Origin of the sequence: Sphingomonas sp. T1 (genome assembly GCF_902506585.1) — a bacterium.
Classification (GTDB): Bacteria; Pseudomonadota; Alphaproteobacteria; order Sphingomonadales; family Sphingomonadaceae; genus Sphingomonas; species Sphingomonas aerolata.
The window spans coordinates 3,484,237-3,506,793 of sequence record NZ_LR733875.1; the positions used below are offsets into that span (position 1 = coordinate 3,484,237).

Below are 22,557 nucleotides of genomic sequence, written 5' to 3' on the forward strand. Positions count from 1 at the left end.
GATGGTCGATGGCGGCAAGAGCGCGCGCACGCGGAGAGCGATTTTGCCGTTGCAGCCGGCGTGTCGGGCGGTCATGGGGCGCGGCATGAACCAGATTCGGCAGCCTTTTCCGCGCGGTACGTCCGTCGAGCCACAGCTTCCGGACCATGATGGCGAGCGGGATCGCGCCGCGATCCGCGCGCGCCGCGCCAGCCGCTATGTGCGGATCGCGCTGGTAGGATCGATCGCGCTGTCGGGTACGACGGCACGGGCGCAGTCGGTGCAGGACCTGCAACGCCAGATCGACGAACTGAAGGCGACGATCGCCGAGCTCAAGGCCGCGCAGAACGGACCGATTGCCCAAACGGCGCCAGTCCCTGCGCCAGTCCCCGCGCCGGTTGCGGTTGCGGCAACGCCTGCGCCCGCCCCGGCGCCCAAGCCGGCACCAGCGGCCGCCCCCTCGACGCAATTGGCCGCGGCAACGCCCGAGCCGAAGCGCGCCTGGTATGATCGCATCGCGATCCGCGGCTATACGCAGATGCGGTTCAACGAGATCGTGTCGGGCGATCGCACCGCGCCGGACGGCCAGTCGCGGTTGCGGTCGGTGCATGACGGCAGCATCGGCGACAATACCGGCTTTTCGCTCCGCCGCGTCCGGCTGGTCCTGCAGGGCGATCTGACCGACCGGGTGTCCTTCTATCTCCAGCCCGACTTCGCGGTGAACGTCAGCAACCAGTCGGGCGGCGAGCGACGCGAGGGCTTTGCCCAGCTGCGCGACGCCTATGTCGACACGTTCCTCGACGCGGATCGCCGCTTCCGGCTGCGGTTCGGGCAGTCGAAGGTGCCATTCGGCTGGGAGAATATGCAGTCCTCGTCGAATCGCATCACGATCGATCGCAGCGACGGGATCAACAGCGCGGTCCCCGGTGAGCGCGATCTGGGCATCGTCGCCTATTACACGCCCACCGGCGTGCAACGGATATGGGACCGCCTTGAGGAGGACGGGCAGAAACTGTTCGGCAATTACGGTGCGTTCGCTCTTGGCGTCTATAACGGCCAGGGGATTAGCCGTGCCGAGACCAATGATGGCGCGATGACGGTGGCGATGGCGACGTGGCCGTTCGCGCTCGACGGGCTTGGCGGGGCGTTCACCGGACAGGTGTTGGAGGTCGGCGCGGCGGCGTTCCGCAACCGCGTCCAGCCCGAACTGCGCAGCGGCGGGGTCAGCGACACGAGCTTTGCCGATGAGCGGTTCGGCGTCCACGCGATCCTTTATCCGCAGCCCTTCGGGTTTCAGGCGGAGTGGAACTGGGGGCGCGGCCCCGAATATGACGACGTGTCGCAGTCGATTACGACCAAGCGGCTCAACGGCGGCTATGTCCAGGCGATGGCGCGCGTGCGGTCGTCGCCGCTCGGCCCGTTCATGCCCTATGCGCGCCGGCAATATTATCGCGGCGGGTGGAAGGCGCTGCCCAACGCGCCGCGGCTCGAGACCGACGAGTTCGAGCTGGGGATCGAATTCCAGCCGACCCCGCCGATCGAGCTGACCATCGCCTATGCGCGGATGACGCGGCGCGAGGCCGACGAACGCCGCGAGGGCCGGGCGGAGGGCGATCTGATCCGCACGCAGTTGCAGTTCAACTACTGACCGCGGATCAGCCGATCCCGAGGTCCGCCGGGCCGAACGCGTCGGGTAGAAGCTCCGACAGGCGGTAGCTGCGGACAGCCTCGCCCTGCGCCGCGCCGCAATGCACGGGGAGATCGCGCCCGCCCATCTGCGCCGCCTCGTTGATCACTTGGCGGCAGCGGCCGCACGGGCTCACGGGAGCGTTGCCGGTCGCGCGACCTTCTGAGTCCATAGCGCCGCCGATCACGCCGATCGCAACGACGTCACGCAGGCGGCCCTGCGCGCTTGCGGTCGCCAGCGCGACGGTTTCGGCGCAGAGCGACAGGCCATAACTCGCATTCTCGAAATTGGCGCCGGTGATCACGCTGCCGTCGTCGAGCAGCACCGCGGCGCCGACCGCGAATCGTGAATAGGGCGCATGCGCGTGACGCGCGGCGTCGCGCGCCGCGGCGATCAGGCGGGTCGCCTGGTCGGTATCGAAACCATCGTTCATCCTGCCACCACGTCCCAGTTCACCGGTCCCTCGATTCCCTCGACACGCCGAAAATTGCTCGCGCGCCACATTCGCCATGGCCGTGCCGCATAATCGGGCTTGAGCAGATTGGCCATCGCCCAGACCGGCCGCGGCAGTGCCGCCGACAACGCATAGCTGCCCTCGACCGACTTGCCGATGCGCAGCAGGACGGGCTTGCCGGTATGCGTCTCGACCATCGTCACGAAGCGCGTCAGATCGGCGACCAGCGCGGCCTTTTCGGGGCGGGCGACGCAATCATCCCGGAACTGCACGTCTACGGCGACGGGCAGCGCATCGGCGGCGGCTGGCACGAAGGTATTGAATGCATTGGCCTGTTCGACCGCAGGCTGGCACAGCGAATAGATATGCACCGCGCCGCGCCGCAGCCCGGCTTCGGGAAGCGCCGCCCAGTTCGCCTCGAACGCCGGATCGCGGCGATCCTTGCCCGAGGTCGCGACGATATAGGCGAAGTCGACGCCGCGCGCGCGCACCGTTCCCCATTCGACCGGCGCGGGATTTTCGCCGAGGTCGACGCCTTGCAGCGGATAGGTCTCGGTCGCGGGATGCCACTGCGTCGCATAGGCCCAGCCGCCAATCGCGATGCCGCCCGTGCCGAACAACAGCGTCGCAAGCTTCAGCAATGTTGTCGCCATCAGCGTTGCTCAGCCACGCAGATGAAGGACGCAGATGAGCGTGAACAACCGGCGGGCGGTGTCGAAATCGACCTCGATCTTGCCCGACAGCCGGTCCTTGAGCAGCTCGGCAGCCTCATTGTGGACGCCGCGCCGGGCCATGTCGACGGTTTCGATCTGCGCGGGCGAGGACTGGCGAATCGCCTGGTAATAGCTGTCGCAGATCGCGAAATAGTCCTTGATCGGTCGGCGGAAACGGCCGAGCGCGAGCACCAGTGTCTCAAGATGCGTGTCGTCCTCACGATGAATGTGAATGCCGAGACGGCCTTCCTCCGTCTCGAGCCTGATGCGGTACGGGCCGGCATAGCCATCGGCATGCTGGCGCTGCGGCGCGAAATAATTACCCTCGATCAGGTCGAAGATCGCGATCCGGCGTTCCTGTTCGATATCCGCGGAGCGCCACGCAATCGTGCGCTCGTCGAGCTGTATGTCGATGATCCGCGGGTCGGCCATGCCATGTGCGATAGCGATGGTCGTAACGCGTGTCACTTGTCGCCTGCACCGGCGGCCGCCGATCGCGGCGGGCTGGTCGACTTATCCCCATCATTCTGGCGCAGTTGGCTTGGAGCGATCGCGCGCAGTGCGTAGAACGCAGTATGGCAACCCTCGCATTCCCCGTCCCCGCCGTGGCCGAACCACAGCAGCTTCCCCGCAACGTCGAGGCCGAAGCCGCGATGCTCGGCGCGATGATGATCGACAACCGGCTCGCCGACGATCTGGTCGACAAGCTCGAACCCACGCATTTCTTCGAACCCGTGCACGGGCGCATCTTCGCCGCGATCAAGACGCTGCGCGGCAACGACATGCTGGTCACGCCGGTCACGCTGCGGCCGATGTTCGACGCGGACGAGGGCATGCGCGAGCTGGGTGGCCCCGCCTATCTGGCCGGCCTCACGGGCAGCGGCGCAGGGCTGATCGGTGCGCGCCAGTTTGCGCAGCAGATCTATGACCTGGCGATGCTGCGCGCGCTCGTCTCGGTCGGCCGCACGCTGGTCGACCGCGCGATGGATACCTCGGAGGAGGTCAATCCGCGTGCGCAGATCGAGCTGGCCGAGGAGGAATTGTTCAAGGTCGCCGCCGATGGCGGGGCGGAGAACTCGGTGAAGACGTTCGCGCAGGCGACCACTGCGGCGGTCAAGATGGCCGAGCGGGCGCTCAATTCGGGCGGCAATCTGTCGGGTGTCACGACGGGTATCGACTCGATCAACGCCAAGATCGGCGGCATGCATCACAGCGATCTCATGATCCTCGCCGGGCGCCCGGGCATGGGCAAGACGTCGCTCGCCACCAACATCGCGTTCAACGCCGCGCGGCGCTGGATGCGCGACATGGCCGACGGGATCGCGCCGAAGGATTCGGTCGGCGCGAAGGTCGCGTTCTTCAGCCTCGAAATGTCCGCGGATCAGCTGGCGACGCGTATTCTCGCCGAGCAGTCGCAGATCAGTTCCGAATCGCTCCGCATGGGCAAGATCAGCCGCACCGAGTTCGCGCAGCTTGCGGCCGCGGCGGCTGAGCTCGAGAACCTGCCGCTGTTCATCGACGACACGGGCGGCCTGTCGATCGGCGCGCTGCACACGCGCGTCCGCCGGCTGCAGCGTCGCCACAATAACGAGATCGGGCTCGTGGTGGTCGACTATCTCCAGCTGCTGTCGGGGTCGGGCAAGAGCAAGGACGGCAACCGCGTCCAAGAAATCTCCGAGATTTCGCGCGGGCTGAAAACGCTGGCGAAGGATCTGAACGTGCCGGTGCTGGCACTGTCGCAGCTGAGCCGCGCGGTCGAAAGCCGCGAGGACAAGACGCCGATGCTGTCCGATCTTCGCGAATCGGGGTCGATCGAGCAGGACGCCGACATGGTCTGGTTCGTGTACCGCGAGGATTATTACGTTGCGTCGAAGGAGCCCAAGCGTCCGGCCGAGGGCGACAGCGCGAAGATCTTCGAGGATCACGCGTCCTGGGCGGCCGAGATGGAGCGGGTCTACGGTCTTGCCGAGCTGATCATCGCCAAGCAGCGCCACGGCGCGACCGGCAAGGTGCGGATGAAGTTCGACCCGACGATCACGAAGTTCTCGGATCTCGCGGAATATTGACCGCTTCTCCCTCTCCCCGCGGGGGAGAGGGAAGGGGCCCGCGGCACTTGCCGTGGGAAGGGTGAGGGGTGTGAGGCGCGGGACGGTTCGCCCCAACGCCCCTCACCCTTCCGTCGCCTGCGGCTCCTCCCTCCCTCTCCCCAAAGGGGCGAGGGAATTCAGTCAGATGATCGGGTCGTAACCCCCGGGGGCGTGGATGCCGCATTCGACCTTGTCGAAACTGCGCCAACGCCCCGCGCGCGGATCCTCGCCGGGGGCGACCTTGGTCGTGCAGGGCGCGCAGCCGATCGAGAGATAACCCTGCGCCTCGAGCGGATGCCGCGGCAGGTCATGCTCGCCGAAATAGGCGTCGAGCTTGGCCTTGTCCCAGTCGGCGAGCGGGTTGATCTTCAACCGGCCCTCATCCTCCTCGAACCGCGGCAGCGCGGTGCGCGTGCCCGACTGGAAGCCCTTGCGCCCCGAGATCCACGCGTCGAACGGCGCGAGCGCGCGTCGGAGCGGCTCGACCTTGCGCAGGTCGCAGCAGCCATCCGGGTCATAGGACCAGCGTTCGCCGGCCCGATCCTTGATCGCCAGCAGCCGCGGATCGGGTCTGAACACGCGCAGGTCGGTGAGGCCCAGCCGTTCGGCGAGCGCATCACGATAGGCGAGCGTCTCGCCGAACATCTTCTGCGTGTTGGTGAAGACCACCGGCACGTCGACATCGACCTGCGCGACCATGTGCAGCAGCACCGCCGATTCGGCACCGAAGGACGAGACCGACGCGATCCGCCCGGCCAGCTCGCCGGTCAGCAGCTCGCGCAGCATCTGCGCCGCAGGAACGCCGGCGAACCGGTCCTGCATCGCCTGTGCATCCGCCTTCGTAAAGGCGGGGGTGACGTCGATCGTGTCGATCCGGCGGAGCGCTTCACCCATGGCGCAGCTTCCAGACCGGCACGGCGCCGTCCGCCGCCTTCTGATAGGGCGTGTCGTAGCGCGCGAGGCTGGCGCGGAGCACGTCGATATCGATCGGGGCCTCGGGCGCGAAGCTGTCGAAGCCGCAGCGGCGCATCAACGGAATCTGGTCGACAAGCACGTCGCCCGCCGCACGCAGCTCGCCGGTATAGCCCGCCTCGCGCAGGATCCGCGCCGCCGAATAGCCGCGCCCGTCGCGATAGCCGGGAAAGCTCACCTCGATCAGCGCGAGCTGGTCGATCTGCGGCAGCAGCGCGCGCGCATCGTCACCCGCTTCGAGGCGGACGGCGGCGGCGTTGCTCTGGCCGATGAACGAATCGAGCGTCACCGCAGGCTCGTCATGCGGCTCGTCATCGCGGAATCGGAGCAGCGTCTGGTCCGGATACTCAACCATAGATCGCCTCCTTGAACGTCTCGAAGCCGACGCGGCGATAGGTGTCGAGGAAGCGCTCGCCGGGGTCACGGACCTGGAGATAGCGGTCGGTAACGCGTTCGATCGCGTCGACGACGCCATCCTCCGAGAAGCCGGGGCCGGTGATCTTGGCGAGGCTCACATCCTCCGCGCCCGATCCGCCGAGCGAGAGCTGGTAATTCTCGGTGCCCTTCTTGTCGACGCCGAGGATGCCGATGTGCCCGGCATGGTGATGCCCGCAGGCGTTGATGCAGCCGCTGATCTTGAGCTTGAGCTCACCCAGCTCGCGCTGACGGCCGAGATCGCCGAAGCGCGTCGCGATCTTCTGCGCGAGCGGGATCGACCGCGCATTGGCGAGGCTGCAATAATCGAGGCCGGGGCAGGCGATGATGTCGCTGATCAGGTCGAGATTGGCCTCGGCCAGACCGGCCTCGTTGAGCGTCGACCACACCGCGTGTAGATCGGCCATGCGGACGTGCGGCAGGACGATGTTCTGCGCATGCGTCACGCGCAGTTCGTCGAAGCTGTAGCGCGTGCCGAGATCGGCCATCACGTCGATCTGGTCCGCCGACGCGTCGCCGGGGATGCCGCCGACGGGCTTCAGGCTGATGTTGACGATCGCATAGCCGGGCTGCTTGTGCGCCTTCACATTCTGGTCGAGCCAGACCGCGAAGTCGGGATCGCTGCGGTCGATCTCGGTGGACGCGTTTTCCTCGAATGCGGGCGCGCCGAAATGGCTCGTGATCCGCTCGAGTTCGGCGCGCGGCGGATCGAGGCCGAGGCCCTTCACCGCGGCGAATTCCTCCTCGACCTGGCGACGATATTCGTCGGGGCCAATCTCGTGCAGCAGGATCTTGATCCGGGCCTTGTAGATGTTGTCGCGGCGGCCGTAGCGGTTGTAGACGCGCAGGCACGCCTCGAGATAGCTCATCAGGTCGTCGGCGGGGACGAAATCGCGGATCTCGTGGCTGATCATCGGCGTGCGGCCCATGCCGCCACCGACATAGATCTTCGCGCCGAGTTCACCGTCGCGGACGTGCAGCCCGATGCCGATGTCGTGCAGCCGCATCGCCGCGCGATCCTCGTCCGCCGCGATCACGCAGATCTTGAACTTGCGCGGGAGGTAGGTGAATTCGGGGTGGAACGTGCTCCACTGACGGATCAGCTCGGCCCAGGGGCGCGGATCGGCGACCTCGTCCGCGGCGGCGCCGGCGAACTGGTCGGAGCTGATGTTGCGGATGCAGTTGCCCGAGGTCTGGATGGCATGCATCTCGACCGTCGACAACTCCTGGAGGATGTCCGGGGTCTGGTCGAGCTGGATCCAGTTGAACTGGATGTTCTGCCGCGTCGTGAAATGCCCGTAGCCGCGATCATATTTGCGCGCGATATGGCCGAGCATCCGCATCTGCCGGCCGTCGAGCGTGCCGTACGGCACCGCGACGCGCAGCATGTACGCGTGCAGCTGGAGATACAGGCCGTTCATCAGCCGCAGCGGCTTGAACTGGTCCTCGGTCAACTCGCCCGACAGGCGGCGGCGGACCTGATCGCGGAACTCGTCGACGCGCTGGTCGACGATGGCCTGGTCGTATTCGTCGTACTTATACATGGGGGGGTCCCGGTAGAATTTGGTTCACGCGGCGCCTGTCCTGAGCGAAGCCGAAGGAGCGCGATGGCGCGAAGAGATTCAGAAGAATTTTGTTCGCGCGGAGACGCGGAGACGCGGAGGAGAAAGAAGAGGGAACTCCCGCGCCAGCGGGTATCGAACCTGTCGCGGCTAGTGATTGTGAAGGCCGCTGCGCGGCGAGCGCAACACCTCCGCGTCTCCGCGTCTCCGCGCGAACCACCTTCTCACTAAACTCTTCGCGCATTCGCGCCTTCGCGTGAATCATATCACCCAACTCCCAGCGCTAGGATCGGCCGGCTTGAGCGTAAGGTCGGGCCGCATCGTCGGACCCAGCGCACGGATGCGGTCCTTGATGTGCGCAGGGCGGGGGCCGTCTGCGGTCGCGGTCGCCTCGATCAGATAAGGGACGTTGACGCGGCGTGCGCCTTCCTCTGCCTGGAGGATCGATTCACCCGCGACGCCGACATCGGCCGCATCCTCGATATGGCGCGACCAGCCGTCGCCGGTCCACCAGATCACGTCGCCGGTGGGAAGGTCGTTTCCAGTCAGGAGCTTCATGCGGCGGCCTCTGCGATTCGTGCCCAGCGGGCGAGCTTGTCCTGCGCGTTGGAGAGTTCGACGACCTCGCCGACGACGATGATCGCGGGGCTCTTGACCGCCTCGCGCTGCACCATCGGGCCGAGATCGGCGAGCAGGGTCCGCATCGCACGGCTGCCCGATAGCGTGCCGCGCTCGAGCACCGCAACCGGCATGTCGGGCGCGACGCCATCGGTCATCAGCTTGTCGGCGATATCGGTCGCGGTCGCGATGCCCATGTAGATGACGAGCGTACGGCCCTGGCCGGCAAGTCCCGACCAGTCCTGTTCGGTCAGACCCTTGCACTGGCCCGCGACGAAGCTGACCGCGCTCGAATGATCGCGGTGGGTGAGCGGCAGCATCGCCTCGGCCGCGCAACCCAGTGCTGCGGAGACGCCGGGGATCACCTCGACCGGCAGGCCCGCCGCACGCACCGCCTCGACCTCCTCGCCGCCGCGACCGAACACGAACGGATCGCCGCCCTTCAGCCGGACGACGATCGCGCCGGTCTTCACATGCGCGATGATCAGAGCGTTGATCGCCTCTTGCGGCAACGTGTGGCGCGCGCGCTGCTTGGCGACCGAGATGCGCTGCGCTGCAGGCGGCGAAATGTCGAGCACGCGCGGATCGATCAGCCCGTCATGGACGACGACGTCGGCGATCTCGAGCGCGGCGACCGCACGCACGGTCAACAGTCCGGGATCGCCGGGCCCCGCCCCGACGAGGATGACGCGCCCGCGGGCACCGGGGTCTAGCAAGCTTACCATGTCAAGAAGATGGGCTCTGGGCGGGCGGTTGGCGAGCCCAGCATTATTTGCCCCGGGGCTAGTCCTGCTTTCCCACGCGGCGCGGGTGCCAACGCACGAAACGTTCGCAGGCCCCGGTCACGGGCTGGTGGCGGTGGAATCCGCGCGATAGGAAGGCGCGACGAACCGGGTAACCCGGACGCGATGGGGAACTTCGATAATGCGCCTGACCTGCCTTGCCGCCATGTTGCTGGCGACCACCTTCATCGGCGCGGTGCCGGTGTCGAGCCAGGCGCTGCCGCCGCCCGCGCCGATCGCCGGCGACGGCCCCGAGGATCCGAAGCTCAAGCAGCTCTTCTATGCGAGCGACGAACGCGATCTGAAGAATGATCCGCTGCAGGCGATCTTCCGCGGTGACATGCGCTATGCCGATCGCTTCGGCGAATATCTGACCGATGCGCGCACCGCGCAGGACAAGCGCAATGTCGAGCAGGACTTGGCCGCGATCGCCGCGATCGACCGGGCGAAGCTGACGCGGGTCGACCAGATCGCCTATGACGTGTTCCGCAACGGCCGCGAGGTCGCGCTGCGCGGGTTCGCGCCGAACCTGGTCGCGATCGACCGGTTGTTGCCGCTCAGCCATTTCGGCGGATTCCAGACCTTCTATCCCGATTTCGCGTCGGGCAAGGGCGGCGCGCCGTTCAAGACGGTCGCGGATTACGAGAACAACCTTCTTCGCAATGCGGGCTATGCCGCGGTCTATGACCGGGCGATCGCGCGGTTCCGTGAGGGGATGGCGAAGGGCGTGACCCAGCCCAAGCTGGTCGTGCGCAACATGATCGGCCAGTTCGACAATCTGATCGCCGAGGGTGTCGAGAAATCGACCTTCTACGCGCCGGTGACGATGTTCCCCGCGTCGATTTCGGCGGCCGACCGCACGCGCCTGACCGCGGCCTATGCCAAGCAGGTGCGCGAGGTGATCAATCCCGCGCATGTCCGGATGCGCGACTTCCTCGCCAACGAATATCTCGCCAAGGCGCGCGACACGGTCGGGCTGTCGGCGCTGCCGGGCGGTGCCGCGCTTTATGCCCAGCGGATCGAGGACAGCACGACGCTGCCGCTCGAGCCCGAGGCGGTGCATCAGCTCGGCCTGTCGGAGGTCGCGCGGATCACGCAGGCGATGGAGGCGCAGAAGACCGCGGTCGGGTTCAAGGGCACGCTCGCCGCCTTCTTCGATCATCTGCGCACCGATCCCCGCTTCCAGCCCAAGTCGGCGGCGGCGGTGCGCGAGGGCTATGAGGCGATCGGCAAGCGGGTCAACGCCCGGATCGCGACGCAATTCTCGCTGGTGCCTAAAAGCCCGCTCGAGATCCGTGCAGTGCCCGATTTCCGCGCGAAGACGGATGCGGCGGGGTCGTATCAGCAGGGGACCCCCGACGGCACGCGGCCGGGGATCTTCTACTACAACACCTATGACCTGCCGACGCGGTATTTGTGGGGGATGGAGACGCTGTACCTGCACGAGGCGGTGCCGGGGCATCATTACCAGATCAGCCTGGCGCAGGAGAATGTCGCGCTCCCCGCGTTCATCCGGTTCGGCGGCAACACCGCCTATGTCGAGGGCTGGGCGCTCTATGCCGAGACCTTGTGGAAGGAACTGGGCGTCGAAAGCGATCCCTATCAGCGGATGGGCGGCCTGAACGACGAGATGCTGCGCGCGATGCGGCTGGTCGTCGATACCGGGATCCACGCCAAGGGGTGGAGCCGCGACCAGGCGATCGCATACATGCTCGCCAATTCGCCGATGGGGCGGACCGACGCGACCGCCGAGGTCGAGCGCTACATCTCGATTCCCGGGCAGGCGCTGGCGTACAAGATCGGCCAGCTGACGATCCTCAGGATGAAGGCCAAGGCGCAGGCGGCGCAGGGTGCCGCGTTCGATCCGCGCGCCTTCCATGCGCAGGTGCTCGATACGGGGGCACTGCCGATGCCGGTGCTGGAGAAGAAGATCGACGACTGGCTGGGCGGGGCGAAGTAAGCCCCATGATCCTCCCCCTGGCGGGGGAGGATTGCAGTTCAGCTTTGGGGGCCGCTACCTGCCTCAGCCGTCGCGAAGGCCGATGCCGATGCTCGCCCGCGCGCTTTCGGATTCGCTGCTGACGACCGGATAGGCGCAATAGTCGGCGGCGTAATAGGCGCTGGGGCGGTGGTTGCCCGACCAGCCGACGCCGCCGAACGGCGCGCCCGACGAGGCGCCGTTGGTGGGCTTGTTCCAGTTGACGATGCCGGCGCGGATATTGGCCCAGAACCGGTCGTAGAGCGCGGGCGTCTGGCTGATCAGCGCGGCGGACAGGCCATAGCGGGTGTTGTTCGCCTCGGCGATCGCGGCGTCGAAATCATCGGAGCGGAAGACCTGCAGGATCGGTCCGAACAGCTCGAGATCGGGCCGCTCCGCCATGTCGGTGACGTCGATCATCGCCGGGCGCAGGAAGGGCAGCGTATCGACCGGGCGTTCGAGATGCCGGATCGGGCGGCCGCCGCGCATCAGCAGCTCGAGAAAGCTCTCGGTCAGCTGGTCCGCCGCCTGGTTGTCGATCACCGGGCCCATGAACGGCGCCGGGTTCGCATGCGGCTCGTCGACGATGATCCGCGCGATCATCCGCTCGATCGTGTCAAGTAGCGGCTGGGCGAGCCGTTCCTGGACGATCAGCCGGCGCGCGGCGGTGCAGCGCTGGCCGGCGGTGGTGAAGGCGGACTGGACGACGAGCACCGCCGCGGTGTGCAGGTCCGGCGTGTCCCAGACCATGATCGGGTTGTTGCCGCCCATTTCGAGCGCGAGGATCTTCTCGGGCTTCTCGGCAAAGGCGCGGTTGAGCGCGAGGCCGGTCTGGGCCGAACCGGTGAAGAGCAGGCCGTCGATATCGGGATGCGCAGCCAGCGCCTTGCCCTCCGCGGGGCCGCCGACGAGCAGTCTGATGCAATCCTCGGGCACACCCGCGGCGCGGTAGCATTCGACGAGGAACGCGCCCGATGCGGGGGTCTTCTCGGACGGTTTGAAGACGACCGCGTTGCCGGCGATCAGCGCGGGGACGATGTGGCCATTCGGCAGGTGTGCCGGGAAGTTATAGGGGCCGAGCACCGCGAGCACGCCGTGCGGCTTGTGGCGCAGCGCGACGCGGCTGTTCATCGGCGCCTCCATCCGGCGCTGCGCGGTGCGTTCGGCATAGGCGCTGACCGAGATGTCGACCTTGGCGATCACCGTCTCGACCTCGCCGCGCGCTTCCCAGATCGGCTTGCCCGTCTCGCGCGCGATCAGGTCGGTGAACGCGTCGTTGCGCTGGCGGACGACATTGGCGAACCGGCGCATCGTCTCGATCCGGAACGCGAGCGGCTTGGACGCCCAGCCGGCCCAGCCCGACCGCGCGGTCGCCACTTCGGTATCGACATCCCCGATCGGGTGACGCCACAACAGCGTACCGGTTGCGGGTTCGTAGGAGAGGATCTCATCGGCCATATCGGGCTCTTGCCCCAATTTTAGAAGAGTTTCCACCACCCGCCGCACCGTCGGCCGCGGCACCCGCGATCAGGCAAGAGCGTCGCCCATCGCCCGGATCGCCGCGACCTTCGCGGTAAGACGGCTCCAGTCGTCGGCGTCGGCGATCGGCGCCCAGATCGATTCCACCTCGTCGATAAGCAGGCTGCACGGCGTGCCCGACCAATAGGAATGGGTGCGATCCTTGCGCGCGGCATAGCCGCCAAGCGCGGCGCGGACCTCGTCCCAGTCGGGGCCGTAGCTTGCGGGAAGCTCGCCGCCGAACGCATCGAAGAAGAATCGGTCGATACCCGCCCCGCTGGTCCGCAGCGCGCGTTCGGTCGCCTGGACGAGCGCGCGGTCGCTGTCGGGATCGCGCGGGCGGACGCCCAGCCGCCACAGGATCGCCGCGCCCACTTCGGTCTGATAGGCGGGGCCGAAACCGTCGAGCGCGGCGATCAGCGGATCGCTCTCGGCGATCGTGCGCAGCGATACCGCGAGCTGCATCACGTCCCAGTGGATCGCCTCGGGCTGGCGACCAAAGGCGTACAGCCCCTGATGATCGAAATAGGCGGCGGTGAAGCCCGGGTCCCAGGTCGGCGCGAACCGCCACGGGCCATAGTCGAAGCTTTCGCCGGTGACGTTGATGTTGTCCGAATTGAGCACGCCGTGGACGAAGCCCGCGGCCATGTAGCGCGCCGCAAGCCGCGCGGTCCGCGCGACGACGAGCGCGAGGAGGCGGACCGGATCATCGCCTTCCCCGTTCCCGTCCTCGTCGAATAGGTTGCACAATGTATAGCCGACCAGCCGGCGCAGGGCGTCCTCGTCGCGATGATAGGCAAGGCGCTGGAACGTGCCGATCCGGACATGGCTGTGGCTGAGCCGGACCATGACCGCGGAGCGGGTCGGGCTCGGCTCGTCGCCGCGCTGCAGGTCCTCGCCGGTTTCGATCAGCGACAGCGTGCGCGAGGTCGGGACGTTCAGCGCCTCGAGCATCTCGGTCGCAAGGATCTCGCGCACGCCGCCTTTCAGCGTGAGCCGGCCATCGCCCGCGCGGCTCCACGGCGTCTGCCCCGAACCCTTTGTGCCGAGATCCATCAGGCGGCCGCGATCGTCGCGCATCTGGGCAAAGGTGAAGCCGCGCCCGTCACCCAGATCGGGATTGTAGTTGCGGAACTGATGACCGTGATAGCGCAAGGCAAGCGGCCCGGGCAGCGTGCCCGGCAACGGCGCGAACCGGCCAAAATGCCGGGTCCATTCGTCGTCGTCGAGCGTCGCCAGGCCGACCTGTGCGGCGGCGCGATCGTTGCGGAAGCGGAGCTCGGTGCGCGGGAAATCGGCCGCCGCGACCGGATCGAAGAACGGGTCGCCCAGGTCGAGCAACGTGGTTTCGGGGCGATAGGCGGGGAAGGCTTGCGGGTCGATGGGCATGCGGCGATATGGTGGCCGCTACCCGAAGGACGCAACCATGGCCGCTTACGAAAACCTCTATTGGTGGTCCAGGGACGGGCTGCGGCTGCACGCACGCGACTATCCGGGCGGCGGCGATGGTCGTCCGCCGATCCTGTGCCTGCCCGGGCTGACACGCAACGCGCGCGACTTCGATGCGCTGGCGGCGCGGCTGGCGGGACGCTGGCGGCTGATCGCGATCGATCTCCGCGGGCGCGGCGAGAGCGCCTATGCCAAGGATCCGATGTCCTATGTCCCGCTGACCTATGTCCAGGATGTCGAGGCGTTGCTGGCCGAGCATGGCATCGACCGTTTCGTCGCGTTCGGGACGTCGCTCGGCGGGATCGTCACGATGCTGATGGCGGGGCCGGCGCGCGGGCGAATCGCAGCCGCGCTGCTCAACGATGTCGGCCCCGAGATCGACGCGCAGGGCCTGTCGCGGATCCGCGGCTATGTCGGCAAGGCGAGCGTTTTTCCGACCTGGATGCATGCTGCGCGCTGCGTGTCGGAGAGCAATGCCGACGTCTATCCCGACTGGACGATCGAGGACTGGCTGGCGATGGCCAAGCGCATCTACCGGCTCAACAGCTCGGGCCGGATCGTGCTCGATTACGACCTGAAGATCGCCGAACCGTTCCGCGTGCCGGGCAGCGAGGCCGGGCCGGACATGTGGCAAGCGCTGGCGGGCCTGCGCGAGATCCCGACGCTGATCGTGCGCGGTGGTCGATCCGATCTGTTGTCCGCCGCGATCGCGGATCGGATGGTCGCATCGCTCGACCGCGCGACACTCGTCACCGTGCCCGGGGTCGGTCATGCCCCAACGCTGAGCGAGCCGATCGTCCAGGCGCCGATCGACGACCTGCTGGCGCAGGTGCTTGAGGGGGATGCTGTCCGCGCCTAGGGGACGGGGACGAGGCGTCGCATCTGTGCCTCGTCCCGCCTGCTCGATGACCGGAACAGCTTATGACCGCACCCGCCGACCTTCATGTGAATCATCGCTCCCTTGAGGGTCGACGCGCGATCATCACGGGGGGGACGACAGGGATCGGCCGGGCGATCGCGGTGCTGCTCGCGGCGGGGGGCGCCAAAGTCTATATCTGCGGTCACGATGCGGGTCATCTCGAGGACGCGCTCGCCTGCATCCGCGCGGTCGGCGAAGGCGACGGGATGGTCACCGAGCTTGCCGATCCGGACAAGGTCCGCGCCTTTTTCGATGCCGGCGAGGCGTATCTGGGCGGGTTCGACATCACCGTCGTCAACGCCTCGATCGCCGCGGGCGGGCTGACGCAGATGGACGAGGACGCGCTGCGCTACGCGATCGCGGTCAATTTCACCGCCTATCTGCTCAGCGCGCATCATGCCGCGCACCGGATGACGCCGATCGGCGACCTGGTCCTGATCGGTTCGCTCAGCGCGCATATCCTCGGGCCGAGCTCGACCGTCTATGCGGGCATCAAGTCGGGCATCGCCGGTTTCGCCGAGGCGCTGCGTCGCGAGCTGGGGCCGAAGGGGATCCGGGTGTCGCTGATCGAGCCGGGCAAGGTCGGCTCGAACATGCAATATCCCGACGTGCCCGACGAGAAGCAGCGGCAGATGATCGCAGCGGAGCAGATGCTGCGCGGCGAAGACATCGCTGCGGGCGTCGAGTTCCTGCTGACGCAGCCGACGCGAAGTGTGATCCAGCAACTCGTGATCGTGCCCCGCGCGCTGGAGGGGGAATAGCGACACCGCTCATCCGTCCCGTTCGTGCTGAGCGAAGTCGAAGCACCTCCGCTCGGGGCATGCCCTTCGACTTCGCTCAGGGCGAACGGGAGAGGGGCGGGGCGGGGCGGCCGAACAACAAGAATTTTAGGAGAATAGCATGTTCGATCAGCTCGTCTTCACTCCCGCCGACATCGACCTGTCGCGCTCGCCGCTGGCGGGCAAGGTCGGGGCCGAGACCTATGTGCTCGGCGCCTTCAATCCGGGGATGACGCGGCTGGCGAACGGCAATCTGCTGCTGATGGTGCGCGTGGCGGAGGCGTTGCGCGAGCCGGTCAAGGGCGGCAACGTCCATGCGATCCGCTGGCAGGACGGCGCCTATCTGCGCGATGCGTGGCCGTTACAGATGGTCGACACCAAGGATCCGCGCAAATTCCTGATCCCCGGCGGCGGATGGAAGGTGATGGCGCTGACCTCGCTGTCCTGGCTGCTGCCGGTCGAACTCGACGCCGAGGGCCGTTCGGTCGTCGCGGTCCATTACGACAGGGCGATCGCGCCGCGCACGCCCTACCAATGCTACGGCGTCGAGGATGCCCGCATCTCGAAGGTCGGCGACCGCTATCTGATGACCACCTGTTCGGTCAGCCCGGAACGGCATTCGACCACGCTTTATTCCTCCGCCGACGCGCTCGACTGGCAGCTCGAGGGGATCGTGCTCGATCACCAGAACAAGGACATGCTGATCTTCGAAGGGCTGATCGGCGGGCAATATTGGGCGCAGACGCGGCCGCTCGGCGAACTGTATTTCGCCTATCCACCGGGCAGCGAATGGCGCGCCGGGCCGTCGATCAACCTGTCGCGCTCACCCGACGCGCTCCACTGGAAGCCGCACGACAAGCCCGGCATCCGCCCGCACGCCGCCACGGTCTCGACCGCACGGATGGGCGGGGGGACGCCGCCGATCCTGACCGATCGCGGCTGGCTGAGCCTGTGGCACGGCGTCGAGCCGTCGGGCGTGGTCGGCATCTACCGCACCTATTGGTCGATCCTCGACAAGGACGACCCGTCGATCACGATCGCAACCCAGCACGCGCCGCTGCTCGAGGCGAACCCCGCGCTGACCGAGCCGCTGAAGGACCAGATGTACGTCGACAATGTCGTCTTCACGACGGGCATTGCGGACGCAGGCGACTTCTACGTGGTCGCGAGCGGCGAGGCGGATCTGGCGTGCCGGATCACGCATATCGCGAAGGCTGCGTTCGACCCGCCCGCTTGATGCGGTTTGCGGCGTATTTTGGTGGGGAGCGGACGTTACCTCTTCAAGGCTGACACAAGACTGGTGAAAGCATCTACGTTCGCTTTCTGATGCGAAAGCACCCCGGCAGTAATATCCTGCGTAGTGCCATCCGGCATGACAAGCTGTGCCTTCACTCCGCCGTTACTGAAGAGATCGACCTGTCGCAGAGATTCTTTGCGCTGTTCGTTCGCCCATTCGATCAAGTCATTCAGTGTTTTCACCGTCCGCCCCTCTCCGTTGTCGGCATCATAGCACGGCATGAAATTATGCTTCTAGTGTCCGATTGTGGGCGGCAGCGGACAGCGATCCGGCGCGCCTGCTCCCTTGAAACCCCGGCGAGAAATCGGCATCGCGTCGGGCATGGCCGCACCCGTCAACATCCTGCATCTCCACTCCTCGTTCGACCTCGGCGGGAAGGAGGCGCGGGCGGTGCGGTTGATGAATGCGTTCGGCGATCGCGCCAAGCACACCATCGTGTCGGGCGTGCCCGATGCGCTGGGCGCGCAGGCGTCGATCGCCAAGGGGATCCGCTACGAGATCGCGCAGAACCCGCCGCCGCTGACGGGCAAGCCGTCGGTCGCGCGCTACGAGGCGATCGCGCAGTATATGCGGCGGTTCGACCTGGTGCTGAGCTATAACTGGGGGGCGATCGACGGGGCGATGGCGCGCCGCGCGTTCGGCAAGGGCGCGCCGCCGCTGGTTCATCACGAGGACGGGTTCAACGCCGACGAGGCGGGTGGGCTGAAGATCGAGCGTAACATCTATCGCCGCCTCGCGCTGGGCGCGGCGCATGCGCTGGCGGTCCCGTCCGAGGTGCTCGAGGCGATCGCGCTGAAGACCTGGAAACAGCCGCGCGAGCGGGTGCACCGGATCGTGAACGGCATCGGCACCGCCTATTACGCGCAAAAGCCCGAACCCAAGGCGATCCCGGGGTTCGTCCCGAAGGCGAAGGAGGTCGTCATCGGCGCGCTGGCGGGCCTGCGCGAGGTGAAGGACCTGACCGCACTGGTGCGTGCGGTCGGCGGCGTGTCGGGGCGGGTGCGGCTGGTGATCGTCGGCGAAGGACCCGAGCGCGCGCGGATCGCCCAGGCGGCAGCGGCGATGGGAATGGCCGACACGCTGGTCCTGCCGGGATTTCTCGATCGGCCCTATCGTTATATCGGACATTTCGACATCCTCGCTCTGTCGTCGCGCAGCGAGCAGTTTCCGATCTCGGTGGTCGAGGCGATGGCCGCCGGCCTGCCGATCGCGAGCTATCCGGTCGGCGACGTTGCGCGGATGGTAGCGCCCGAAAACCTGCCGTTCATCACCGAAGCGCCGAGCGAGGTACGGCTGCGCGATGCGTTGCAGGCGCTGGTCGCGGATCCCGCGCTGCGCGCGTCGATCGGCGCGGCGAATCAGCGGCGGGCGCGGGCCGAATTTGACGAATCGGTGATGATCGCGCGCTACCGTGCACTGTACGAAGAGGCGCTCAGCAGACCCGGCGCGCTAACCTAGGTCTTAATTTGCTCGCACGCTGCGTCCTTGCGATATAGGGGGCCGTATTTTCCGGGAGAGGTGACGTCGTGTTCAAGGGCCTGAAGCCTATCGTCTATAACGGTCGCGAAGTGTGGCCGCTGGTGGAAGGCGGCAAGGGAGTCGCGGCGACCAACCATGCGTCGGCCGGAGCCTGGGCCGCCGCAGGTGGCATCGGCACGGTTTCTGCCGTGAATGCCGATAGTTACGATCCAGAGGGCAAGATCATCCCGCAGGTCTATGCCGCGCTGACGCGGCGTGACCGGCATGAGGAGCTCGTCCAGTATGCGATCGACGGTGCGGTCCAGCAGGTCGAGCGCGCCTATGAGATCGCCGACGGCAAGGGCGCGATCAACATCAACGTGCTGTGGGAAATGGGCGGCGCGCAGCGGATCCTGCACGGCGTGCTCGAGCGGACGCGCGGCAAGGTGGCGGGCGTCGCCTGTGGTGCGGGCATGCCCTACAAGCTCAGCGAGATCACCGCGTCCTACGGCGTCAGCTATCTGCCGATCGTCAGTTCGGGGCGGGCGTTCCGTGCGCTGTGGAAGCGCGCCTATTCGAAGGCGGCACAGTGGCTCGCCGCGGTCGTGTACGAGGATCCCTGGCTCGCGGGCGGGCATAACGGCCTGTCGAATGCCGAGGATCCGCTGAAGCCGCAGGATCCCTATCCGCGCGTGAAGGAACTGCGCGACGTGATGCGCGAGGGCGGTATTTCGGACGACGTGCCGATCGTGATGGCGGGCGGCGTCTGGTATCTGCGCGACTGGAACGACTGGATCGACAATCCCGAGCTCGGCACGATCGCGTTCCAGTTCGGCACCCGCCCGCTGCTGACGCGCGAAAGCCCGATCCCGCAGGGATGGAAGGACGCGCTGACGAAGATCGAGGAAGGCGATGTGCTGCTGCACAAATTCTCGCCGACCGGTTTCTATTCCTCGGCGGTGCGCAACCCGTTCCTGCGCAGCCTCGAGGCACGGTCCGAGCGCCAGATCGCGTTTTCGACGCAGGAGGCGGGCGACCACATCTTCCAGCTCGACGTCGGCGTGAAGGGCAAGAATTTCTGGGTGACGCGCAACGACCTGCTGCGCGCACGCCAGTGGTTCGGCGAAGGCTTCACCGACGCGCTCAAGACCCCGGACAACACGCTGGTCTTCGTCGGTCCGGAAGAAAAGGGCATGATCCGCAAGGATCAGGCGGATTGCATGGGCTGCCTGTCGCAATGCTCCTTCTCGAGCTGGGCGGATACCGAGACCAACTCGACGGGGCGGCTCGCCGACCCGCGCAGCTTCTGCATCCAGAAGACGCTGCAGGATATCGCGCATGGCGGCGACATCGACCAGAACCTGATGTTCGCAGGTCATGCGGCGTATAACTTCAAGAAGGACCCGTTCTATTCCAACGGGTTCGTGCCGAGCGTCGGGCAGCTGGTCGATCGGATCCTGACCGGCGACTGAGTCGGTCAGGGTAGGGGGCAAAGGCATGACGCTGCATGCGTGGACGGTGTTCCTGGTCGCGGTGATCCTGTTGTGCGGGACGCCGGGGCCGAACATGCTGCACGTCATGACGCGCAGCATGACCTTCGGCGCGCGGCGCAGCCTGGCGGCGATGGCGGGGTGCCTGACCGCGCTGGTCCTCGTCCTCGCGGCATCGGCGGCGGGGGTTGCGGCTTTGCTGACTGCCTGGCCGCGGGTGTTCGATGCGCTGCGCTATGCCGGTGTCGCCTATCTGATCGTGCTGGGGATCAAGGCGTGGCGCGGTGCCGGCGGGCCGGTCGATCTGGGCGCCGACACGCTGCCGCGCACGATGTCGGCCGCACGGCTGTTCCGCGGCGGGTTCGTGATCGGGATCAGCAATCCCAAGCTGCTGCTGTTCGCAGCCGCCTTCCTGCCGCAGTTCGTCAACCGCGCCGCGCCGCAGGGGCCGCAGTTCGCGATCCTCGTCGTCACCTTCGCAGTGGTCGAAAGCCTCTGGTATGCGGTCTATGCGATGAGCGGGCGGACGCTCGCGCGGCATCTGACGCGACCGGCATTGCGGCGCGCCTTCGACCGCGCGACGGGGGCGGTGTTCGTCGGCTTCGGGCTCGCACTGCTCGGAACACGCGTCTGACGCGGCGGCCGAGGTTGCCGATCGGCAGGATAGCGCGCATACCGGACGCATTGCGGCGCTTCATTCGGGCAAGCCACGACTGAGAGACGTATCGCGCTCCCGCTCCCTGCCGGGATTATCAGATGACCACCACGCCCAGCGCCGATGTTGCGCCCATTTCGCGTGCGATGAACGTACGCGTCACCGAGGCCCAGGCCGTCGCGATGTGCGCCAAGCACAAGGCCGAGATCAGCGCGATCGAATCGCTGCCGTCGGGCGGAACACGGATCGTCCTGATGAACATTGCGGATGCCGCGACCGTCGCCAAGGCGTTCGGGTCGAAGGTCCTGACGGGCACCGTTCAGCGGACCGGCTGGATCCGCGCACGGTGACTTGAGGGGCGACGCGCGGACCTTCAGGCCCGCGCGCGCCAGACGTTTCAGTCGGCGACCGTGCCGACCACCGCGCCGCCGGCACCACCGACCGCTGCGCCCTTTTCGACGCTACCGCCCGTCGCCGCGGCGACACCCGCACCGCCGGCTGCACCAATGCCTGCGCCCTTGAGCGTCGAACAGGCGCTCATCGACACGGCGGACGCGATCAGCAGCGCGGAAACAGCAATCTTCTTCATGGGATACTCCTTTTTCTCTCCGGGGGTATCCAACAAATGCCGCACTGCGGAATCAGTTCCGGGCACGGGAAAGGGGACGGGGAGCGGCCGTCAGGCCCAGCCTTCGAGCACCTGGTCTGGCGGACGGTGGCCATCGGCCCACATCCGGATGTTCTGGATCACCTTCTCGCCTGTCGCGATCCGCCCCTCGAACGTCGCCGATCCCATGTGCGGGAGCATCACGACGTTATCGAGCGCGAGCAGCCGCGGATCGATCTGCGGCTCGTGGCGCCAGACGTCGAGTCCTGCACCGGCGAGCCGCCCTGCCTCGAGCGCGTCGACCAGCGCGGTCTCGTCGACCACGCCGCCGCGCGAGGCGTTGATGAGGAAGACATGCGGGCGCATCAGCGCGATCCGCCGCGCGTCGATCATGTCCCGGCTGTCGGCGTTCAGCGGGGTGTGGATCGTGACGATGTCGACTGCGCCGAGCAGCTCGTCGAGCGAGGCGTGCCACGTCGCCCCGAGCGCCTGTTCGAGCGCGACGGGCAGGCGGCGGCGATTGTGATAGTGGATCGAGAGGCCGAATGCGGCGGCGCGGCGCGCGACCGCCTGTCCGATCCGGCCCATCCCGACGATGCCGAGTGCCTTGCCGCCGATCCGGTGGCCGAGCATCCCGCCGGGGCTCCAGCCGGTCCATGCGCCCGAGCGGACGAGCTTCTCGCCCTCCGCCAGCCGCCGCGGCACCGACAGGATCAGCGCCATCGTCATGTCCGCGGTGTCTTCGGTCAGCACCCCCGGCGTGTTGGTGACGATGATCCCGCGCGCACGCGCCGCCTTCAGGTCGATATGGTTCACGCCCGCTCCGTAATTGGCGATCAGGCGAAGGCGATCGCCCGCGCCGGCGATCAGCGCGGCGTCGATGTCGTCGGTCACTGTCGGGACCAGCACGTCGCAATCGGCCATCGCCGCGGCCAGCTGGTCGCGGCTGAGCTTGGCATCGCCGTGGTTGTTGGTCGTGTCGAACAGCGCCGCCATACGGTCCATGACCGCATCGGCGAGTTCGCGCGTGACGACCACCTTGGGGTTGGGGCAGCGCCGGGTGTCGGGCCAGCTATCGGGGCGTGGATCGGGCATGACCGTGGCTTGGCGAACGTCAT

The 22,557-nt window shown here is 67.1% G+C and carries 23 protein-coding genes; 10 read left to right on the forward strand and 13 right to left on the reverse strand.

Translation table 11 applies throughout. The features are described from left to right. Nucleotides 1-85 precede the first annotated feature (85 nt). Entirely contained in the window at nt 86-1,627 is a 1,542-nt protein-coding gene (locus GV027_RS15980; protein ID WP_159512443.1) for a porin, read from the forward strand. 7 nt (nt 1,628-1,634) lie between these two features. Here GV027_RS15980 and GV027_RS15985 read toward each other — a convergent pair whose 3' ends face one another. The 3 genes from GV027_RS15985 to GV027_RS15995 are packed head-to-tail and all read right to left on the reverse strand — an operon-like array spanning nt 1,635 to nt 3,265. Beyond that, nucleotides 1,635-2,099, reverse strand: coding sequence for a cytidine deaminase (locus GV027_RS15985; RefSeq protein ID WP_159512444.1), 465 nt, complete (start codon nt 2,097-2,099; stop codon nt 1,635-1,637). Beyond that, nucleotides 2,096-2,773, reverse strand: a complete 678-nt coding sequence (locus GV027_RS15990) for a GH25 family lysozyme (protein ID WP_031395822.1) — start codon at nt 2,771-2,773, stop codon at nt 2,096-2,098. Before GV027_RS15990 ends, GV027_RS15985 begins: the two co-directional genes overlap by 4 nt. A gap of 9 nt (nt 2,774-2,782) precedes the next feature. After that, the gene (locus GV027_RS15995) at nt 2,783-3,265 is read right to left on the reverse strand and encodes a UPF0262 family protein (protein ID WP_031395823.1); all 483 of its coding nucleotides are present in this window, start codon (nt 3,263-3,265) and stop codon (nt 2,783-2,785) included. Between the two features lie 143 nt (nt 3,266-3,408). Between GV027_RS15995 and GV027_RS16000 the strand changes: the two genes are divergently transcribed. Next, nucleotides 3,409-4,899: a replicative DNA helicase gene (locus GV027_RS16000; RefSeq protein WP_031395824.1), complete on the forward strand. Its 1,491-nt coding sequence runs from the start codon at nt 3,409-3,411 to the stop codon at nt 4,897-4,899. 162 nt (nt 4,900-5,061) lie between these two features. On the opposite strand, the gene GV027_RS16005 is transcribed toward GV027_RS16000, so the two are convergent. The 5 genes from GV027_RS16005 to cobA all read right to left on the reverse strand — a co-directional run bounded on the left by GV027_RS16005 (nt 5,062) and on the right by cobA (nt 9,232). Beyond that, complete coding sequence (locus GV027_RS16005) at nt 5,062-5,814, reverse strand: phosphoadenylyl-sulfate reductase (protein WP_056674896.1); 753 nt, start codon at nt 5,812-5,814, stop codon at nt 5,062-5,064. Beyond that, complete coding sequence (locus GV027_RS16010; protein ID WP_031395826.1) at nt 5,807-6,247, reverse strand: DUF934 domain-containing protein; 441 nt, start codon at nt 6,245-6,247, stop codon at nt 5,807-5,809. The genes GV027_RS16005 and GV027_RS16010 overlap by 8 nt, the downstream gene beginning before the upstream one ends. Then, a complete protein-coding gene (locus GV027_RS16015) occupies nt 6,240-7,871 on the reverse strand; it encodes a nitrite/sulfite reductase (RefSeq protein WP_159512445.1) in 1,632 nt (543 codons plus the stop codon). The genes GV027_RS16010 and GV027_RS16015 overlap by 8 nt, the downstream gene beginning before the upstream one ends. 279 nt (nt 7,872-8,150) lie before the next feature. Beyond that, nucleotides 8,151-8,447, reverse strand: a complete 297-nt coding sequence (locus GV027_RS16020; RefSeq protein WP_159512446.1) for a DUF2849 domain-containing protein — start codon at nt 8,445-8,447, stop codon at nt 8,151-8,153. Then, complete coding sequence (cobA, locus tag GV027_RS16025) at nt 8,444-9,232, reverse strand: uroporphyrinogen-III C-methyltransferase (RefSeq protein ID WP_159512447.1); 789 nt, start codon at nt 9,230-9,232, stop codon at nt 8,444-8,446. The genes GV027_RS16020 and cobA overlap by 4 nt, the downstream gene beginning before the upstream one ends. 199 nt (nt 9,233-9,431) lie before the next feature. On the opposite strand from cobA, the gene GV027_RS16030 reads away from it, so the two are divergent. Next, nucleotides 9,432-11,249, forward strand: a complete 1,818-nt coding sequence (locus GV027_RS16030; protein WP_159512448.1) for a DUF885 domain-containing protein — start codon at nt 9,432-9,434, stop codon at nt 11,247-11,249. A gap of 63 nt (nt 11,250-11,312) precedes the next feature. Here GV027_RS16030 and astD read toward each other — a convergent pair whose 3' ends face one another. Further along, entirely contained in the window at nt 11,313-12,725 is a 1,413-nt protein-coding gene (gene astD / locus GV027_RS16035) for a succinylglutamate-semialdehyde dehydrogenase (RefSeq protein ID WP_159512449.1), read from the reverse strand. Nucleotides 12,726-12,794: 69 nt separating this feature from the next. Beyond that, nucleotides 12,795-14,174 (reverse strand): protein adenylyltransferase SelO, encoded by a 1,380-nt coding sequence (locus tag GV027_RS16040; protein WP_159512450.1) that lies wholly within the window; start codon nt 14,172-14,174, stop codon nt 12,795-12,797. 37 nt (nt 14,175-14,211) lie between these two features. Here GV027_RS16040 and GV027_RS16045 point away from each other — a divergent pair, with 37 nt between their 5' ends. From GV027_RS16045 to GV027_RS16055, 3 genes are all read left to right on the forward strand, one after another. Beyond that, nucleotides 14,212-15,093 carry an alpha/beta fold hydrolase gene (locus GV027_RS16045; protein WP_159512451.1) on the forward strand — a complete coding sequence of 294 codons (882 nt, stop codon included), beginning with the start codon at nt 14,212-14,214 and terminating at the stop codon, nt 15,091-15,093. A gap of 62 nt (nt 15,094-15,155) precedes the next feature. Further along, a complete protein-coding gene (locus GV027_RS16050; protein ID WP_159512452.1) occupies nt 15,156-15,914 on the forward strand; it encodes an SDR family oxidoreductase in 759 nt (252 codons plus the stop codon). 139 nt (nt 15,915-16,053) lie between these two features. Beyond that, a complete protein-coding gene (locus tag GV027_RS16055; protein WP_159512453.1) occupies nt 16,054-17,169 on the forward strand; it encodes a glycosidase in 1,116 nt (371 codons plus the stop codon). A gap of 35 nt (nt 17,170-17,204) precedes the next feature. On the opposite strand, the gene GV027_RS16060 is transcribed toward GV027_RS16055, so the two are convergent. After that, nucleotides 17,205-17,450: a hypothetical protein gene (locus tag GV027_RS16060; protein WP_236559258.1), complete on the reverse strand. Its 246-nt coding sequence runs from the start codon at nt 17,448-17,450 to the stop codon at nt 17,205-17,207. A 100-nt stretch (nt 17,451-17,550) separates the two neighbouring features. Between GV027_RS16060 and GV027_RS16065 the strand changes: the two genes are divergently transcribed. The 4 genes from GV027_RS16065 to GV027_RS16080 all read left to right on the forward strand — a co-directional run bounded on the left by GV027_RS16065 (nt 17,551) and on the right by GV027_RS16080 (nt 21,182). Beyond that, nucleotides 17,551-18,687: a glycosyltransferase family 4 protein gene (locus GV027_RS16065; protein ID WP_159512455.1), complete on the forward strand. Its 1,137-nt coding sequence runs from the start codon at nt 17,551-17,553 to the stop codon at nt 18,685-18,687. A 68-nt stretch (nt 18,688-18,755) separates the two neighbouring features. Next, nucleotides 18,756-20,159, forward strand: coding sequence for an NAD(P)H-dependent flavin oxidoreductase (locus GV027_RS16070; protein WP_159512456.1), 1,404 nt, complete (start codon nt 18,756-18,758; stop codon nt 20,157-20,159). Nucleotides 20,160-20,184: 25 nt separating this feature from the next. Then, nucleotides 20,185-20,811, forward strand: a complete 627-nt coding sequence (locus GV027_RS16075; RefSeq protein WP_031441353.1) for a LysE family translocator — start codon at nt 20,185-20,187, stop codon at nt 20,809-20,811. Between the two features lie 122 nt (nt 20,812-20,933). Next, nucleotides 20,934-21,182: a hypothetical protein gene (locus tag GV027_RS16080; protein WP_197975206.1), complete on the forward strand. Its 249-nt coding sequence runs from the start codon at nt 20,934-20,936 to the stop codon at nt 21,180-21,182. Nucleotides 21,183-21,229: 47 nt separating this feature from the next. On the opposite strand, the gene GV027_RS16085 is transcribed toward GV027_RS16080, so the two are convergent. Beyond that, a complete protein-coding gene (locus GV027_RS16085; RefSeq protein ID WP_031395371.1) occupies nt 21,230-21,421 on the reverse strand; it encodes a hypothetical protein in 192 nt (63 codons plus the stop codon). A gap of 90 nt (nt 21,422-21,511) precedes the next feature. Next, nucleotides 21,512-22,534: a 2-hydroxyacid dehydrogenase gene (locus GV027_RS16090; protein ID WP_107929601.1), complete on the reverse strand. Its 1,023-nt coding sequence runs from the start codon at nt 22,532-22,534 to the stop codon at nt 21,512-21,514. Nucleotides 22,535-22,557: the final 23 nt, after the last annotated feature.

What these genes read in the sequence shown, in the direction of transcription:
- GV027_RS15980 (WP_159512443.1), top strand. Translation starts at nt 86, where the DNA reads ATGAACCAGATTCGGCAGCCTTTTCCGCGCGGTACGTCCGTCGAGCCA.
- GV027_RS15985 (WP_159512444.1), bottom strand. Translation starts at nt 2,099, where the DNA reads ATGAACGATGGTTTCGATACCGACCAGGCGACCCGCCTGATCGCCGCG.
- GV027_RS15990 (WP_031395822.1), bottom strand. Translation starts at nt 2,773, where the DNA reads ATGGCGACAACATTGCTGAAGCTTGCGACGCTGTTGTTCGGCACGGGC.
- GV027_RS15995 (WP_031395823.1), bottom strand. Translation starts at nt 3,265, where the DNA reads ATGGCCGACCCGCGGATCATCGACATACAGCTCGACGAGCGCACGATT.
- GV027_RS16000 (WP_031395824.1), top strand. Translation starts at nt 3,409, where the DNA reads ATGGCAACCCTCGCATTCCCCGTCCCCGCCGTGGCCGAACCACAGCAG.
- GV027_RS16005 (WP_056674896.1), bottom strand. Translation starts at nt 5,814, where the DNA reads ATGGGTGAAGCGCTCCGCCGGATCGACACGATCGACGTCACCCCCGCC.
- GV027_RS16010 (WP_031395826.1), bottom strand. Translation starts at nt 6,247, where the DNA reads ATGGTTGAGTATCCGGACCAGACGCTGCTCCGATTCCGCGATGACGAG.
- GV027_RS16015 (WP_159512445.1), bottom strand. Translation starts at nt 7,871, where the DNA reads ATGTATAAGTACGACGAATACGACCAGGCCATCGTCGACCAGCGCGTC.
- GV027_RS16020 (WP_159512446.1), bottom strand. Translation starts at nt 8,447, where the DNA reads ATGAAGCTCCTGACTGGAAACGACCTTCCCACCGGCGACGTGATCTGG.
- cobA (WP_159512447.1), bottom strand. Translation starts at nt 9,232, where the DNA reads ATGGTAAGCTTGCTAGACCCCGGTGCCCGCGGGCGCGTCATCCTCGTC.
- GV027_RS16030 (WP_159512448.1), top strand. Translation starts at nt 9,432, where the DNA reads ATGCGCCTGACCTGCCTTGCCGCCATGTTGCTGGCGACCACCTTCATC.
- astD (WP_159512449.1), bottom strand. Translation starts at nt 12,725, where the DNA reads ATGGCCGATGAGATCCTCTCCTACGAACCCGCAACCGGTACGCTGTTG.
- GV027_RS16040 (WP_159512450.1), bottom strand. Translation starts at nt 14,174, where the DNA reads ATGCCCATCGACCCGCAAGCCTTCCCCGCCTATCGCCCCGAAACCACG.
- GV027_RS16045 (WP_159512451.1), top strand. Translation starts at nt 14,212, where the DNA reads ATGGCCGCTTACGAAAACCTCTATTGGTGGTCCAGGGACGGGCTGCGG.
- GV027_RS16050 (WP_159512452.1), top strand. Translation starts at nt 15,156, where the DNA reads ATGACCGCACCCGCCGACCTTCATGTGAATCATCGCTCCCTTGAGGGT.
- GV027_RS16055 (WP_159512453.1), top strand. Translation starts at nt 16,054, where the DNA reads ATGTTCGATCAGCTCGTCTTCACTCCCGCCGACATCGACCTGTCGCGC.
- GV027_RS16060 (WP_236559258.1), bottom strand. Translation starts at nt 17,450, where the DNA reads ATGCCGTGCTATGATGCCGACAACGGAGAGGGGCGGACGGTGAAAACA.
- GV027_RS16065 (WP_159512455.1), top strand. Translation starts at nt 17,551, where the DNA reads ATGGCCGCACCCGTCAACATCCTGCATCTCCACTCCTCGTTCGACCTC.
- GV027_RS16075 (WP_031441353.1), top strand. Translation starts at nt 20,185, where the DNA reads ATGACGCTGCATGCGTGGACGGTGTTCCTGGTCGCGGTGATCCTGTTG.
- GV027_RS16080 (WP_197975206.1), top strand. Translation starts at nt 20,934, where the DNA reads ATGACCACCACGCCCAGCGCCGATGTTGCGCCCATTTCGCGTGCGATG.
- GV027_RS16085 (WP_031395371.1), bottom strand. Translation starts at nt 21,421, where the DNA reads ATGAAGAAGATTGCTGTTTCCGCGCTGCTGATCGCGTCCGCCGTGTCG.
- GV027_RS16090 (WP_107929601.1), bottom strand. Translation starts at nt 22,534, where the DNA reads ATGCCCGATCCACGCCCCGATAGCTGGCCCGACACCCGGCGCTGCCCC.